13 protein-coding genes are annotated in these 15,607 nt (G+C 48.3%); 2 read left to right on the forward strand and 11 right to left on the reverse strand.

The genetic code is table 11. The features are described from left to right. Positions 1-178 precede the first annotated feature (178 nt). Positions 179-1,273, forward strand: coding sequence for a tyrosine recombinase XerS (gene xerS / locus ADU23_RS24690; RefSeq protein ID WP_053377814.1), 1,095 nt, complete (start codon positions 179-181; stop codon positions 1,271-1,273). 54 nt (positions 1,274-1,327) lie between these two features. Here the strand turns inward: xerS and ADU23_RS24695 are convergent, their stop codons facing one another. The 3 genes from ADU23_RS24695 to ADU23_RS24705 all read right to left on the reverse strand — a co-directional run bounded on the left by ADU23_RS24695 (position 1,328) and on the right by ADU23_RS24705 (position 5,752). Continuing rightward, positions 1,328-3,136 (reverse strand): ABC transporter ATP-binding protein, encoded by a 1,809-nt coding sequence (locus ADU23_RS24695; protein ID WP_053376178.1) that lies wholly within the window; start codon positions 3,134-3,136, stop codon positions 1,328-1,330. Between the two features lie 15 nt (positions 3,137-3,151). Next, positions 3,152-4,897: an ABC transporter ATP-binding protein gene (locus ADU23_RS24700; protein WP_053376179.1), complete on the reverse strand. Its 1,746-nt coding sequence runs from the start codon at positions 4,895-4,897 to the stop codon at positions 3,152-3,154. A 312-nt stretch (positions 4,898-5,209) separates the two neighbouring features. Then, positions 5,210-5,752 (reverse strand): hypothetical protein, encoded by a 543-nt coding sequence (locus ADU23_RS24705; RefSeq protein WP_053376180.1) that lies wholly within the window; start codon positions 5,750-5,752, stop codon positions 5,210-5,212. A gap of 216 nt (positions 5,753-5,968) precedes the next feature. On the opposite strand from ADU23_RS24705, the gene ADU23_RS24710 reads away from it, so the two are divergent. Further along, the gene (locus ADU23_RS24710; RefSeq protein WP_176707669.1) at positions 5,969-6,943 is read left to right on the forward strand and encodes a YpdA family putative bacillithiol disulfide reductase; all 975 of its coding nucleotides are present in this window, start codon (positions 5,969-5,971) and stop codon (positions 6,941-6,943) included. A gap of 182 nt (positions 6,944-7,125) precedes the next feature. Here ADU23_RS24710 and ADU23_RS24715 read toward each other — a convergent pair whose 3' ends face one another. The 8 genes from ADU23_RS24715 to ADU23_RS24750 form a co-directional block, all read right to left on the reverse strand. Further along, complete coding sequence (locus ADU23_RS24715; protein ID WP_053376181.1) at positions 7,126-7,479, reverse strand: S26 family signal peptidase; 354 nt, start codon at positions 7,477-7,479, stop codon at positions 7,126-7,128. Between the two features lie 109 nt (positions 7,480-7,588). Then, positions 7,589-8,929, reverse strand: a complete 1,341-nt coding sequence (locus ADU23_RS24720; protein WP_053376182.1) for a DUF4129 domain-containing protein — start codon at positions 8,927-8,929, stop codon at positions 7,589-7,591. After that, positions 8,926-10,065 carry a DUF58 domain-containing protein gene (locus ADU23_RS24725; protein WP_053376183.1) on the reverse strand — a complete coding sequence of 380 codons (1,140 nt, stop codon included), beginning with the start codon at positions 10,063-10,065 and terminating at the stop codon, positions 8,926-8,928. The genes ADU23_RS24720 and ADU23_RS24725 overlap by 4 nt, the downstream gene beginning before the upstream one ends. A gap of 11 nt (positions 10,066-10,076) precedes the next feature. Continuing rightward, positions 10,077-11,036, reverse strand: a complete 960-nt coding sequence (locus ADU23_RS24730; RefSeq protein ID WP_053376184.1) for an AAA family ATPase — start codon at positions 11,034-11,036, stop codon at positions 10,077-10,079. Between the two features lie 21 nt (positions 11,037-11,057). Further along, entirely contained in the window at positions 11,058-11,981 is a 924-nt protein-coding gene (locus tag ADU23_RS24735) for a polysaccharide deacetylase family protein (RefSeq protein ID WP_053376185.1), read from the reverse strand. Next, a complete protein-coding gene (locus ADU23_RS24740; protein WP_053376186.1) occupies positions 11,968-12,960 on the reverse strand; it encodes a phosphotransferase in 993 nt (330 codons plus the stop codon). The genes ADU23_RS24735 and ADU23_RS24740 overlap by 14 nt, the downstream gene beginning before the upstream one ends. Further along, positions 12,957-13,646, reverse strand: coding sequence for an MOSC domain-containing protein (locus ADU23_RS24745; RefSeq protein WP_053376187.1), 690 nt, complete (start codon positions 13,644-13,646; stop codon positions 12,957-12,959). Before ADU23_RS24745 ends, ADU23_RS24740 begins: the two co-directional genes overlap by 4 nt. A 475-nt stretch (positions 13,647-14,121) precedes the next feature. After that, the gene (locus ADU23_RS24750) at positions 14,122-15,540 is read right to left on the reverse strand and encodes an amino acid permease (protein WP_053376188.1); all 1,419 of its coding nucleotides are present in this window, start codon (positions 15,538-15,540) and stop codon (positions 14,122-14,124) included. Positions 15,541-15,607: the final 67 nt, after the last annotated feature.

Consider the following 15,607-nt stretch of genomic DNA (forward strand, 5'->3'; position numbering starts at 1 on the left):
CGGGAAGAGGCTTGTTTTTTTTGGCTGAATATCCCTATTTCCGTTGTCCGTCCCTTCCTCTCTTGTTACAATGAACCTATTCCTTCTCGTTTAAAAACAATTTTTGTTTACATAATTATTATTATGTTTTTTTAATGCCGTGAAGTAATTTGACAATTCATCAAAAGGGGTGACTTTTATTAATATTTTGAAACAAAAGGATCGTGAAGAGCTCGACAAGAAGCTACCCTCTATGCCCTGGTATATCGAAAAATTTATTAATTATAAGCTGCCGGATCTATCCCCCTCCTCCCTTGTCGAATATATGAGAGATTATGAAACGTTTCTCCATTGGCTCATGGCGGAGGGGCTTTCAGAAGCTACCCAATTGAAGGATGTCGCATTACTGGAGCTGGAAAAGCTTCATATGGACAGCATTGACGGTTTCCGCATGTATTTATCGACGTATAAAGAGGAGCGCAACAGCAAAACAACGATCTCTCGCAAGCTCTCCTCCCTCCGTTCGTTGTTTCATTATTTAAGTCAAATTGCCGAGGACGAGGAGTTTTATCCGCTGCTGAAGCGCAACGTAATGGCGAAGGTAGCGATAAAGCGTACTCATAAGCCTAAGGACACTGCCGCCAAACTGGAAGGCAAGCTGCTTCAAGATGAGGAAATATCGGAGTTTATGGCTTATATCAAGCAGCACTACGGCACGGATGTAGCCTCGAATAAACAAGCGCTCTACTCTTATGAGCTGAATATGACGCGTGATGCTTGTATTATAAGCTTCATTTTACACTCGGGACTGCGTGTTTCGGAGCTTGTAAACTTGAATATTGACGATATCGATCTAAAGAAAAAGTTATGCTACGTTTATCGCAAAGGTAAAAATGATGATACGTTCAAAACCCCCGTCTACTTCCGCCAAGAGGCAGTTGAGGATTTGCAGGCTTATATGACGCTGCGAGAAGTGCGATACAAGGCTCCTAAACGTGAAAAAGCGTTGTTTCTCGCAATTGCCAACGGCAAGCAAGAAGGCTCGCGCATGACCAAAAGAGCCATACAAGAAATGGTCATCAAATATGCAAAGCGCTTTGGCAAGCCTTATTTGTCTGTCCATAAGCTGCGGCATAGCTTCGCTACCGACTACTACCTGCGGAATGATATTTACAAAACGCAAGAGCAGCTCGGACATGCATCGCCCGAAACGACGCAAATCTATGCTCATTTGACCGATAAAACGATGGCGCAAGCGATCGATCGCACGAAAAAAGAGGACGAGTCAAGCTAGCGTTGCTTTCACGCTTGCTTGGTCCGCCCTCTTTTTTTCTAACATTTATTCTGCTTAGCTGCTCGTTTGCAAAATAACGGATTCCTGCATCGAAAGCTGCGTAAGGATAAGATTGGCATAAATGCCGCCTTGCTTCATTAATTCTGCATGCGAGCCTTGTTCAGCGATCCGGCCATTCTCAACGACCAGAATTAAGTCTGCATCCTTAATCGTCGATAAGCGATGCGCAATAATAAATGCCGTTCTTCCTGCCAGAAGCGTCTGCAATGCCTCTTGGATATGCTGCTCCGTCTCCGTATCGACGCTCGATGTAGCCTCGTCTAGGATCAGGATTCTTGGATCGGACAGCAGCACGCGGCCAAATGCCAGCAGCTGCCTCTGCCCTACGGAAAGCTTCGAGCCGCGCTCCTCCAGCTCCGTCTGATAGCCGTCCGACAGCTTGGTGACGACACGGTCTAGTCGAACGCTCTCCGCTGCCCGGAGCAGCTGCTCTTCGGTCGCCTCTTCGTTGCCGTATCGCATATTCTGCTCGACCGTTCCTGCGAAAATAAAGGAATCCTGCAGCACGATCCCCATCTGCTTGCGCAGCGATTCAAGCGTAGCCTGCTTAACATCCGTTCCGTCTATAAGAACGGCACCTTCCGAAGCATCATAAAACCGCATTAACAAATTGACGATCGTGCTTTTTCCCGCTCCGGTTGGCCCTACCAATGCGACCCGCTGTCCCGGCTTCACGTGAAAGGAGACATTTTGCAGGACATCAGGTTTATTTTCCTCATAACGGAAGGATCCATTGTCGAAGGTCACTTCGCCACGAACCTGCGGAAGCTCGCGAGCCTTGCTGCTGTTTTTCACTTCCGGATCGGTATCCAGCACTTCAAATATACGCTCCGCGGAAGCCATTGCCGACAGCAATTGGCTGTATACCTTTGACAGTGCGCTAAGCGGACCCCAGAAACGCCACAAATAATTGATGAACGCCATAATAAAACCAAGCGTTAAGACATCGTCCATGACGCGCATCGCGCCATACCATACGACGATGCAAGTACCGATCATCCCGATCATTTCGACCAGCGGATATACGGTAGATTCTAGCGTAATAGCCCGCATGAAAGCCTGCTTGTTGCGCGTGTTGATGCCATTAAACCGTTCATTGTTCGTCCGCTGCCGGGAGAAAGCTTGAATGACCCGAATTCCTTGAATCGTTTCGTTCAAATTCCCGTTAATGGACGACATCGTCGACCGCGAACGCGACCAAGAGCCCTCGATTTTTGGACGGAGCTTTGCCACGATAAAATAAAGCAACGGCAGCATGATGAAGGAAAGCAGCGCTAGCTGCCAATCCATCCATACCAAAATAATGACGATGCCTAGAAGATGCGTTACTTCCATAACCATCGTAATTAATCCGCCATTAATCAGCTCGCCAATAGCGTTCGTATCATTTGTAATGCGAGACATGATTTTACCGGCTGGACGTCCGTCAAAGAAACGAAACGATAACGATTGCAAATGATTAAATAGTTGCTGGCGCAAATCAAACAAAATGCGTTGGCCGGTAAAATTGATCCATCTCGTGTGCATCCAGCTAAACAGCCAGCCAATGAGCTTAATGCCAAGCAGCACCGCGCCAAGCACATGGATAACGGTATAATCCTTGGCCATAATGCCTTTATCGATCAGATAAGCAAGAATAATAGGTTCAGATAGGCTTAACAGCATATTAATGAGGACGATAATAACGACCCCTGTCATTAATTTGCGATAAGGGATCAGGTACTGAAGCATCCGCCGCATATATTTGCCATTAAACGGCTTCTCTTCAACTTCAGCATCCGAATCCCACTCGACTTGGCTCATGGATTCACCTCTTTTCTATTGATGAGCGATTTGCTTCTGACGGTCAAACAATTGACGGAAGAAGCCATTGCCTTCATTTAATTCCTTATGTGTGCCCTGCTCGGTCAAACGACCGTTCTCCAGCACGATAATTCGGTCTGCATGCTGAATGGAGGAGAGCCGCTGCGCGATAATAAACGTCGTCCGCCCCTTCATAACTTCCAGCAAAGCCTCGTGAATCGCCGATTCTGTCGCCGTATCCACGCTTGCTGTCGCTTCATCCAGCACGAGAATCGGCGGGTCCATTAGAATCGCGCGCGCCAGCGCTACACGCTGGCGTTGACCGCCTGATAAGCCGACCCCGCGTTCTCCGATGCGCGTATCATAGCCGTCCGGCATGCTTTCAATAAAAGCATGAATTTGCGATTTGCGGGCGGCATCCTCAACCTGCTCCTGCGTCGCTTCAGGATAGCCGTAGGCGATGTTATCGCGAATCGATGCGGAGAAAAGAAAGGTTTCCTGCGGCACGATACCGACGCTTCTGCGCAAGCCGTCAAGCTCATACTGACGCACATCTACGCCATCGATGAGCACTCTGCCTCCAGATACATCATAGAATCGCGACAGCAAGCCGATCAGGCTGCTCTTGCCAGAGCCTGTTGCGCCAAGCACACCAATTACCTCGCCCTGCTCCACCTCAAAGGAAACATCGTCGAGTATCGGCTTATCCTTGGAGGGATCTTGATCGGCAAAATGGAAGGTAACGCCTTCGAACATCACATTTCCGTTCATATTGCTCGTTTCTTTTGCTTGCGCGGGATTCTCGATGTCGATTGGCGTATCAAGCACTTCGAATACGCGCGGAGCCGCTTTGATCGCTTGCTGGAAAATATTGATTTGCCAGCCGAGCATGTTCAGCGGCCAAATAATGCCCCATGTATACCACTGGAATGCCATAAACGTGCCTAGCGACATCTCATCGCGCACGACAAAGATCGCTCCAATCCAAATCATCATGACAAAGGTAACGCCGCCGTAGAAGCCCATTAATGGGAATGCTTTCGCCTCAAGCTTGGCGCGCTCCATATTCGTATCGAAGTTTTGCTCGTTCCGTTCAGCGAATTTCCGCTGCTCAACCGACTCGGTCGCGAACGATTTGACGACACGGATGCCGGATATGTTCTCTTGCAGCGTTGTTGTCAGACGGCCCATTTGCTCACGAATGTTAGACCATGCTGGACCAACCTTATGGTTAAAACGAAACAAGACGAACAAAATAAACGGAATGGTAATCAAGCTGATTACCGTAACCTTCCATTGCATCGACATCATAAAGATGATCGTCCCAATAAAGGTGAGCATGCCCGTAAATAAATTCATCGCGCCAAACCCGACGAAATTTTTTACCGCTTCAATATCCCCGGTCATTCTAGACATCAGCTGCCCCGTTTGCGCCCGGTCATAATACGAGAATGACAAGCGCTGCAAATGCTCATAAAGCTCTTTGCGAAGCTTGAACACCACATTTTGACCAACGAGCTCTTGCGAATACCCCTGAACAAACATACCCGCGCTCTTTAGCGCCTGAATGCCAGCAAGCGCAAGCGTTAGCGCGATGACTACGCCCATATCCCGCTTCGCGATGCCTTCATCAAAAATTTCTCTCAAAATCCAAGGCGCAACCAAATCGAATATCGTCGCAAAAATCATAATGGTTACTGCTATAAACACCCATTTGGCACTTGGTCTTACGTAAATCATCAACCGTAACAGCGTTTTCATAAGACAACCCCTTTCCTGTAGGAAACTAAAAAAGACCTCAAGCCCCATTTGGCTTGAGATCTTCGTATGATGGCAAGCAACGGCGCAAAATTGCTACGTCGACACCAGTGCACGAAGGCAGGCCAGTCGGCATGTTTGATTGGACATATAAAAACGATTGTTGCTCTGCGCGCCGCCGTCATAATTAAAAGTCCAATTGTTAAACATCCTTAAGCCCCCCTTTTCGTATTCCGATTGTTCATTTCTTCCTAGCCCACCCAAATCTTAACATCTGATTCCGTCTCCGCGCAAGAGGGGTTTGGAAATAAATTTTTAAAACCTGTCCGACTCTAGCGGCAAATCCATATCATTTGTGGAAATGCCTTCTTCGACTGCAAATTCAAAATCCTCAATATCATAAATTTGTACCGGTACCTCTGCTTCTATCAGCTTATCCTGAAACTCGAATTGATCGGAGAGCAAAGGCAAATTCAGCTTTAAGCCCGTAAGCAGCAGCTCGGTTTCAATCGGATCGAACATTTCGCCATAATGCGCGTTATCGACCGCATGCACAACGGTAAACTGTATCGTGTCATTGAGGAGCAATGGCGAGCTTACTCTCCAAGGCACCTGCATTGCTTTTTCAATTTTTTTCCGATTTAACGAGTCTTCAAAAAAAGTAATCAGCTCGTTTATTTTGTTTTTTACATGTCCGTCATCGTCTGGATCATCCATGACAGGATCGGTTCCATCTCTCATTTCATAAAGCTCTGCGATGGATGAATAAGGCACGACATAATCTATCGGACGACTAGGTACAAGAAGATGCCCATACGTTGCCACCAATACTGCTTCTATTACAAAACGCCGCCGCATGTGATCTCCTCCAATCAAAATAGGTACGAATACTAGCTTCTTATGACATGATTTGTTTAATAAGAACGGTTCCACATTATTATACAATATTCCTTTACCTGTACAAGATAGTCAAAACACCAAATTTGCACAATATGTGCGCCGCGCAGTAAAATGTTCGTGAAGCGTTATAATAGAAGCAGCACTAGCTTCGTCATATTTTAGGAGGTACTACATATGCAAATTGAAGAAGCGATCATTATTGGAGCAGGTCCTTGCGGTTTGGCAGCAGCGATCGAGCTTGAAAAAATCGGACTCCATCCCCTTGTCATAGAAAAACGTAATATCGTGCATTCCATCTCGCAATATCCGACGTATATGCATTTTTTCAGCACGCCGGAAAAGCTTGAAATAGGTGATATCCCCTTCACGACCGCCAATGACAAGCCATCTAGGCTGGAAGCTTTAAATTATTACCGGACAGCCGCTCAGCGCCATCGTGTTCGCGTGCAAGCTTATGAGGCAATTACGAGCATTACGCCAGAAGACGGTGCTTACATTTTAGAGGGCGAGGACCGTTTTGGACAAAAGCGTCTTTACAAAAGCCGGTATGTCGTGATCGCGACGGGTTATTTTGACCATCCGAACGAGCTTGGCATTCCTGGTGAGCAGCTCGACAAGGTCAGCCATTTTTTCCGCGAATCGCATCCTTATGTCGGCATGAAGGTTGCCATTATTGGCGGCAGCAACTCGGCGATCGATGCAGCGCTTGAGCTGGAGCGCGTTGGCGCAGAAGTAACGGTCGTTTATCGCGGCGAGGATTACTCCACCAGCATCAAACCTTGGGTGAAGCCGGGCTTTCAAAGCAAAGTGAACAATGGACTCATCAATATGCTGTTCCAATCAAAAGTGGTCGAAATCGGCTACAATTCGATAACCGTGCATGGGCCTGAAGGCGTTAGGCAATTGCCGAATGATTTTGTTTTGGCGCTTACCGGCTTCCACCCGGATCGCAACTTCCTTAACGCGACTGGGGTAACGATGGAGGAGGAAGGTTATCCTACCTTTGATCAAGAGACGATGGAAACGAATGTACCCGGCATCTATCTTGCCGGCGTCGTTGCTTCGCGGCATGAAGCGAATGAAATTTTCATTGAATCGGGACGCTATCACGGCCGGAAAATCGCTGAGCATATTATGAGCAGTAAATGAATTCACGATTAATGGTTAATGAGCCTTTAGAATCGCTTACGGACTGGCTGTCATTGAACCCTCTCCAACGGACATCCGCCAAAATATAATATTCATTTTCTTTCAATTTCAATGGCGTATCCATGGAATCATTGCGGCTGGATGTGGAGTCATCGCCATAAAACGCGTCTAATTTTTTTCCGTTAATATAGACTTGGCCCTTTTTTTATCGTTATGGCTTCACCAGGCAGCCCTACAATCCTTGCAATATCTTTTCCGTTGTTTTTCGTTTTAAATAAAACAATGTCGCCTCTCGATACTTTGTTTTTCTCATAATCATTCGAATCCACCAACACTTCGTTCCCCATCCCAAATGGATGAGGGTGATCATAGACCGACCCTGAAGCCATTCCATCGGTTTCTACTTTTACTATGATCATGGATGAGGTGGGGTTTTGAACAATCTTTATTTTCTGTTCGGTTTTGGTATCCGTGATGGAATCCGTACATCCGCTTATTATCGATATCAAAGCTGTAAAAATCAGAAATAAAACCATCGTTCGAGCATTGATGACGCACGCCCCCTTCCGAAAAATAAATCAAAATGGCGTGCCAAATTGAAAGTCAATTTGCACGCCATTTTGCCTGTCGTTTCCTCTGTTCTTTCTAGCATTTGTTCTCCAACTGCTTCTTAAAGGCATTCACCTGCTGATCGTTCGGCTCTTTATCGCCATAACGGACTTCCTCGTAAATGCCGATGAAGGAGTGCATGCCGGCTTGTTTAAGCCTGCCTGCCTTCCAATTCTCCAAATCATCAGCCGTTTCGCGGGGCGTCAGGGCGGCGTTAACTGGATAGCCCTGCTCGGCTCCCGTACGAAGGATCATTTTGTACAAATATCTGATTTTTTCCGTATTTGATGTGAGCGTATTCCATTCCCCAGCTTGCGATCGCCTCTTCGGCAGCAGCTTCTTAAGCCGGTTGCCCATTTGCTCGCGCAAATTGATTAATGTCATTAAGCTTTCAACCTCATCCGTGTAGCCCTCTGCCCCTTTGCGGCTGTCTGCACTGCGTTCCTGAAGCTTGGCCGCGATTACCTTCGCCCATTGATACAGCTTTTTGAGCAAGAAATACAACAAAATACAAGCGATGATAATGACAAAAGCGATACCGATTATTTTTAATATTTGCTCCAGCAGCAGCATGAAGTCCGATGGCGGCTTGACCTCTTCGGTTGGCATCTCAGGCGGCTGCGCATTGCTCGGAGGCTCTTCCGTCGGCGATTGTTCCTTAGGCTGATTCAACCAATCCATGATTCGTTCGATAACCGAATGAAAGAATCGTTCAATCGCCTGCTGAATTTGTCTAAATAATGCGAGTATGCTTATGATCGCGACGACGATGATCATCAACAGCCGGTTTTGGCGTTTAAAGGCGAGTGTTGCCGGTGTTTTGCCAGTATCGATCGTCTCGCTGTTCAAATGCCGCTCATTCGCAAAGAAGAAAAATAAGATAACGGCAGCAATCCCGCAAACGATAAGAATACCGTTATAATCGGCTAGCTTTTTAAACAATATTAGCTTCAAGGGTTGGGCAGCGACATAGAGCATGACGCCAATCAGCAATTGTGTATTCGGAAACGACTCTGACCAGCCTCTTAACTGTGCAGACATGCCTCTCCATGCAACGAGGGCGGCAGCGAAGCTGCATACGACCATAGCGACGATATCAAGCTCATTTGCCGCTGCGCCAATGAACCATATTCCGTGCAATCCGCCAATGGCCAATGCTAGAAGCAGCCTCACGCCGTAGCGAAGCCTGGACCATTTTCCGATCAATAACGATGCAGCCCAGTAACCCAACGGCAATGTTGCAATCCACGTCCATAACTCGGTCTCTGGCAGCAGGTAAATCGCTATAACCATGAATACCGGCAAGTAGAAAAATAGTTCAATGACACCTTGTCCAAGCGTCTTCAAAGAGAGTGCACGCTTCCTCGCATCGCTCATGCGCCCACCTCTTCCCTATACGACTGGGATTGCGGTTTGCCCTCGTCATCTTCCGTCAGCGCGTTTTCCGTAAGCAGCCATACCGCTACAGCATTGCCATTATATCGAAGCTGATCCGCTTGCTGCTCCAGTTCATCGTTCCAATAGGAAGTAATCATAAGAACATCACGTTCGCTGTAACCGCTTATCGCTTCCCGTTCGATCAGACGGTGAAACAGCTCCGTACGCTCAATCTCAAGCTTCGCCATTTCCTCCAAAATGCCAATCAGGTGCTCATGTCCGCCGCGCGGCTCAATGTGAACGCTTTCTCGCTTGCCTGCAATAGGCATGTTAGCCGCAAAACCGACCTCCATCCCTTGCTGAATGACTGCTTCTGCCGCTCCGGCCGCCCACTCGATCCCTCTCTCGATTAAATCCAGATCGGTCACGCTGCGCCACATGCCCTCCGCATCGTCCACATTCAAATAAATCATCAACCTGCGGTCGGCGGTAAAATCATATTGATGCACTTGAAGATTTCCCGTCTTTGCTGTTGCTTTCCAGTTGATCTGCTTGTAGGTGTCCCCAGCTTGATAATCGCGAACGCCTGCTATGATGAATGGATCGCTAATGATCCAGCGTCGTACCGATTGATCGCCTTGCCAGCTATGGTAGGGCAATTCATGAATAGGAACCTGAGCCGGCTTCGGATAGACGAGCAGCTCTCCTGATAGCGTTAGCTGCTCAGACGCTTTTGATAGGCCAAGCAAATCGCCTCCGGTAAGCGTAACCGTCTGAAGCTTGTACCAGCCGCGCTTTGCGCATGTGATGCGATGCTTGCGCGTGATTTTCGTATATGGCGAGAGGCTGAAGAAGCTTTTATGATTTTGATAAAGCTGCCCGCTGCTCACCGAAAAATTTTCGAGCCGCTGAAAGTGCAAGTGCGTGGAGAGCTGCGACTCGACGCGAAGCCACGGTACCGGCAGCCACTTCGCATTAGCCATTTCCTCGATTAGCTCAACCTGTTCACCGCGGTAAGCGGATTTGCTTGTGAAGCGCCGCTCATACTTCATGCGCCGAAGCACAAATCGTTGGAACACTTGGCCCTGTACGTATACGATTCCAAACGCGGCAACGATAAACCAGAATAGGATCATCGGACGGCCGCCTAACGGACCGTCACGCCGGCCTCAGCAGGCACGGGCGTCAAACGAATGATATCATCGATGATGGAATCGGCCTGGTTAGCGCTGCGCTGCATCCCTCTGATCGCCAATCGGTGAGCAAGCACAGGCTTTGCCATAGCTTTCACATCATCCGGCGTAACGAAATCGCGGCCTCGCAAAATGGCATGAACCTGAGAAGCGCGCAAGAGCGCTTGGCTGCCCCGGGGACTTACGCCAACGGAAACTTCATCGCGCTTGCGCGTTTGCTCCACGACTTGCAGCAAATAGTTCAGCACGTCATCCGTTACTCTTACGGCTGTGTAAGCCAGCTGCGCCTTCTGAATGACGTCAATGTCTGCCACCGGTTCAAGTTTGGAGAGCGGATCTTGGTCTTTAAATCGTTTGAGCAGCTGCAAGCCTTCCTCCGTCGTCGGATAGCCCATTTTTATTTTAAAGAGGAAACGATCTAGCTGGGCCTCTGGCAATGGAAATGTGCCTTGGTGCTCAACCGGATTTTGAGTAGCGATTACCATAAAGGGACGCTCGAGCTGCTTCGTTTCCCCGTCAATGCTGATTTGGCGCTCTTCCATACATTCAAGTAAGCTTGATTGCGTCCTTGGCGTCGCGCGGTTAATCTCATCGGCAAGCAGCAGATTCGTAAATAACGGCCCTGCCCGAAACTCAAATTCGCTTATTTTTTGATTATAGAAATGAATGCCGCTTAAGTCAGACGGAAGCAAATCGGGCGTAAACTGTATGCGCCTAAAGGTGAGTGCGAGCGATTTGGCAAGTGATTTGGCGAGCAGCGTCTTCCCTGTCCCCGGAACATCCTCAAGCAGCACATGGCCAGAAGTAATAAGTCCAATTAAAAGCAAATCAACAACTTCTTCTTTCCCTACGATTACGCGGCCTATATTGGCTTTAACCTGTTCGGTTAATTGTTTGATGGCTTCAAAAGACATAGGTCAGCTCCTTCGTTTAGGTTAGGTTGTAAATCCGGTACGGTCGCGCTGCAGCTTCTGAAGCTCACGCCAGCGGATCATGCGAATGCCTTCATCCTGCAGCGTCTGTCTGATTTCAGCGTCGCGGAACAGCTCGAGTTCCATTCCCCGCTTAATCGGCTGAGCATGGAAAGCATTTAGCTCATCCGTAACGAGTGATGGATGAATGATGAGCTCGGTTACCCCTGGATGCAGGCTCTTTAATAGCTGTGTCATGCTCGATTTTAAAGAATTAAAATCTTCGCCATCCTGTAATTGGAACGGAAGCCCAACCAAATAGTCAAGTATGACGACTCCCTTGGAGTCGGCTAGCTGAGCAAGCTGCCTTGCTTGCTCGGCAAGCTCTGGCGGCGCTACCTGACCGTTTTCTTGCAGCAAGTAACGAGGCAAACGGAAAGGCAAACCATAGGAAGCGCATACATCAAGCACGGTAGCTAAGAAATTGCGCCCTGTCGCTAAGCCATAGAGGCTGCCCATATGGTTATCGGCATGCGATGGCTTCATCCCCATGGCAAGCGCCATCTCCACTTGGGCAATCAGCTCCTGCTTGACCTGCTCGGGATCAGCTTGCTGCTCGAAGGTTTTGCTGTCCTTTGGAAAATAATTCTCATTCGTAACTAGCGAGGCCGTACTTCCTTTGCGATTGACCGGTCCCCAGCGATATAGATCCCATTCGCTCGTAAACGTAAAATGAACGCCAACATCGATTTGCGGATTTCTCGCGCTCCAAAGCGCCGCTTCCCTAGCCCAGCCGCAGGGCATCATTAAAGTTGCCGAGCTAACCGTATTTTCAAGCAGCAATTGCTGGATGCCGCTATTTACCGAATGACATAATCCATAATCGTCCGCGTTGATTAGAAGAAGCTTGTCACCTTCGCCATATCCTAGCGCTTTAGCTAAACTCATCCGTTTCATCCTCCCAATTGTCATTGATCCACTTGCAGCCAAACATCGATTGATCTATTATGCCGCATAATACTTCCTCTTTGTCTAATTGATCTCTTAAGCGAACGGCAAAATGCAGCGCGACATCAAGCAAACGCAATTTCATTAAGGACGATAATTGCTTATCCTCCTGCTCGGATAAAGAAAGCGCACTCCGATAACCTTGAAGCAGCAGCTTTATTTGCTCATGAAATGACGAATCCCCGGGTTTGATAAGGTCAACGATAATAACGGCTAGCTCCATCGCTCTTACATCAACCGTCGCGAATTCAAAATCGAGCACACCGATAATCGCATCGCCTTGTGAAACCGTATTATTAAACACCAAATCGCCATGAATCCACTGCTGCGGAAGCCGTGCAAGCTGATCGCACTCAGCCGACAACCTTTGACGTTCCTCGTTTAGAGCAATGAAACTGGATCTTCTCGCTGCAAGCTGCTCAGAGCGGTCAGCCATCGCTAAGAATGCGGCTCCATCCATTGTTGCATAAGTACTTTCTAATTGGTAATAAGGACTATACATCGGCTTCCGCGTTGGTTGAATGCGTCCTAATGCTTTAGTCAGCTCAGCTGCTGTAATTCCTAGCGCATAGACATGAGCGGTATTGGCAACGGATGGCCGATCCCCTTCAATGTAATGAAACAACGAAGATAACGTGCCGTCCTTCGCTGTGGTGACCGTATCGCCTTGCTTATTGCGTACTGGAACCGGCACCGCAAAGGAAATCTCTTGCCTCTTTAGTTCAGCGAGCACCTCATGCTCCAACCTGACGATGTCCGCATCCTTATGGTTATTATAGATTCGCAGAACGAACCTTTGACCACCTGAGGTTACCATTCGGGTCGTATTATTCATACCGCTTTCCCAGTTCTCTACCTCGCATAACTCATGAAACTCGTATTCTTTCAAATAGGCGGTAAAATCTAAGCTGTCGCTCAATCCGTATTTCCTCCTTGCCCTTCGTTCATCAGCTTTGCTAGTCTTTTTCCAAGCTGCTGCTGCCAGCTAGCTGCGAGCTCCTCTACTTCCAGCAGCTCGCGGATGCCTTGTACATCCTCTTTATCTATATACATGACACGATTCGCTTCGGCAATCGACTTGCACGCGGGGTGTTTATGCGTAATGGCAAATGTCGTTCCCGCTTTGATCTTGCCCTCTTGAAGCACCCGGAAATAAAATCCGGTGTAGCCATTGCGCTGTACGTGCCCGGGTAATTCCGGCTGCTGATGCCTTAAACCTAGTTTAAAGCAAGGCTGCCTAGGCTGGCTGACCTGTAGAACTACTTCACCGGCTGCAACGATATCGCCGATGCACAAATCGTCCTCCGTCCAGTTCGACAAGGTGAAATTTTCGCCGAAAGCCCCATATTCAAGCGGCTTCTCCAGCTGCTCGCGCCAATAGGAGTAACGCTGCTCGAAATATACACAAACGGCTTTATCCGGACCGCCATGGTTGACCAGATCACCTTGTCCGTCGCCATTCAGCCCCGTAAAGGTAAGGGTATGCGCCATTTCAGAGGACTTTTTAAAAATCCCTGATAGGATCTCCTTTGAGCCATGTGCTATGGGTACAGGCTTGCCGACATTCAAGGCTACGAGGCTTGCCTCCGCTATAATTTGCGCCATAATTCCACGATCCTCCTAATCGATTCTTTTATTTGACTATTATAATCTTGGGAGGGAGAAGTTGGCAAAGAGATATAACTACATTAATTATTAATGTAGTTTATTAATCAAGGATGAATCACTTTCGACAGCCTTTATAACAGCTTTCCCCTTTACATGTCGAAAAGCTCTCTTTCGTGTAGCAAATTGCGCTTCCCCGGGAAATGTTTTTGAAATAGTCGGAATATTTCCTGTAATTCGCCTCTTCTATTTCCCATCGAATCGCAAGCATCGAGCACGTTCATTAATTCAAAGGAAATTTGCGCTCCATGCGATAAAGCTCTTTGGGCGAGCCTTTAACTTGGCTTTGAACCAGAAATAAATGACGTTTCCGGTATTTCCATTCGATCAAAGATGCGAGAACAAACACGCTCGATGCTGCGATCCCGCCCCAATAATCTATAAACCCAGCAGCCAATCCAGCCGCTATGATCAGCTATGCAAGAGCTATCCCATTTACAGCTGTACTCCAGCCTCCTAAGTGCCATGGCGCATCAAGCGGCCGGGAATCCTTTTTTCTCCGTTTCAGCTTTAATGCAATCGGAACGGCGTAGGATAGATTTAGGCAAACAATCGCAAAAGTCAACAGCAGCACCGTTTCGTTTCGATTGCTGAGAAAAGCGGTAACAAGCATGATTAGCGAAAGGCACGCGCTTAACCAGACAGCCTGAACCGGCACTTGCAGCTTTACCGATACAGCTGACCACCTTTTGCTCATCGGCAATGCTTCGTCGCGTGCAAGGCTGAATAGGATACGGGAGCATAGGGTCATGGACTGCAAGCCGCTGCTCCATAACGAAAGGAAAACTAAAAAAACGACAATGCTAGAGCCACCCCAGCTCGCGGTTGCCGCTTGAAGAAACAAGCCCATGCTTGCCGATCCCTCCATCCTTGTTACAGACAGAAGAATAAAGGAAAAAAGAATAAACCCGACAACGAACGTATAAGCCGTTGATAGATAGATCGCCCAAGGCACGCGGATGCGCGGTTCAATCGTTTCCTCCGCGCCATGTGCTGCCCCGTCTAAGCCAACAAATAGCTTTAGCAGCAGCATCGTCCCGCTTATGGAAGCTCCAGCATGGACCGTTCCATTCCACTCGGCATTTTGCAGCTGATAAAGAAGTACAGGAGAATAGCCGCCAGGCCAAAATAGCCAGACAAGTCCTGCTAGCATACTCATTCCAACAATCACCTGCAGCATGACGCCCCCAGCCGAGTGTATGCTCAGCGACCTGCTGCCCCAGTGATTGATGGCAGCTTGAAGCACGGTAATAAAAATGGCAAGGCACCAAAAGCTCCAAACCGCCGCTTCATAACCAAATCTAGCAGAGAGAAATTCCTCCAGTAATGCTGCAAAAGCGCAATTCATTAGGGAAAGCATCGCCAAATGACCTAGCAGGTGCAGCCAGCCGGTTCTCCATCCCCATTTTCGGCCGCCAAGCGCAGAGGCAGCATGATGGATCCCGCCAGCCGTTGGCACCGCAGATGCCAGCTCAGCAAGCGAAGCACTTACAGCGAGCGCGAATAAAGCTAGCATGGGAAAACCAAATCCGATGACCGACGGACCTCCCTCCCCTGTCGCCGGTCCAAATAGAAAAGCAGCCCCTCCAATCAAGGCCATCGTATTAAAGGATAAACCGAATGCAGATAAGCCGCCCCACCTTCGTCTTAACTGCTGCGCAAGACCGAATCGATGCAGCTCATGCTTATCCTGCAGCAGCTGAGTCTGCAGCCCGTATTTAAGCATGCTTTGGTACTTGGATGATTGAATCGATTGCTGAGCTTTCCGAGCACCTAATATAATTGCTGCAAATACCGCTGCCAGCAGCATGACGCCTGCCATTACTTGCATCATCCGATCACCCCCTAACGTAACTGTATGAGCCGATTACTAGCGACATGCAGGCGCCTGATCGTTTGAA

The organism is Paenibacillus sp. FJAT-27812, from assembly GCF_001273905.1.
GTDB lineage: Bacteria > Bacillota > Bacilli > Paenibacillales > Paenibacillaceae > Pristimantibacillus.

Excerpts from the sequence above, each read along its gene's own strand:
- ADU23_RS24695 (WP_053376178.1), bottom strand. The coding sequence starts at position 3,136 with ATGAGCCAAGTCGAGTGGGATTCGGATGCTGAAGTTGAAGAGAAGCCG.
- ADU23_RS24700 (WP_053376179.1), bottom strand. The coding sequence starts at position 4,897 with ATGAAAACGCTGTTACGGTTGATGATTTACGTAAGACCAAGTGCCAAA.
- ADU23_RS24705 (WP_053376180.1), bottom strand. The coding sequence starts at position 5,752 with ATGCGGCGGCGTTTTGTAATAGAAGCAGTATTGGTGGCAACGTATGGG.
- ADU23_RS24710 (WP_176707669.1), top strand. The coding sequence starts at position 5,969 with ATGCAAATTGAAGAAGCGATCATTATTGGAGCAGGTCCTTGCGGTTTG.
- ADU23_RS24715 (WP_053376181.1), bottom strand. The coding sequence starts at position 7,479 with ATGGTTTTATTTCTGATTTTTACAGCTTTGATATCGATAATAAGCGGA.
- ADU23_RS24720 (WP_053376182.1), bottom strand. The coding sequence starts at position 8,929 with ATGAGCGATGCGAGGAAGCGTGCACTCTCTTTGAAGACGCTTGGACAA.
- ADU23_RS24725 (WP_053376183.1), bottom strand. The coding sequence starts at position 10,065 with ATGATCCTATTCTGGTTTATCGTTGCCGCGTTTGGAATCGTATACGTA.
- ADU23_RS24730 (WP_053376184.1), bottom strand. The coding sequence starts at position 11,036 with ATGTCTTTTGAAGCCATCAAACAATTAACCGAACAGGTTAAAGCCAAT.
- ADU23_RS24735 (WP_053376185.1), bottom strand. The coding sequence starts at position 11,981 with ATGAGTTTAGCTAAAGCGCTAGGATATGGCGAAGGTGACAAGCTTCTT.
- ADU23_RS24745 (WP_053376187.1), bottom strand. The coding sequence starts at position 13,646 with ATGGCGCAAATTATAGCGGAGGCAAGCCTCGTAGCCTTGAATGTCGGC.
- ADU23_RS24750 (WP_053376188.1), bottom strand. The coding sequence starts at position 15,540 with ATGATGCAAGTAATGGCAGGCGTCATGCTGCTGGCAGCGGTATTTGCA.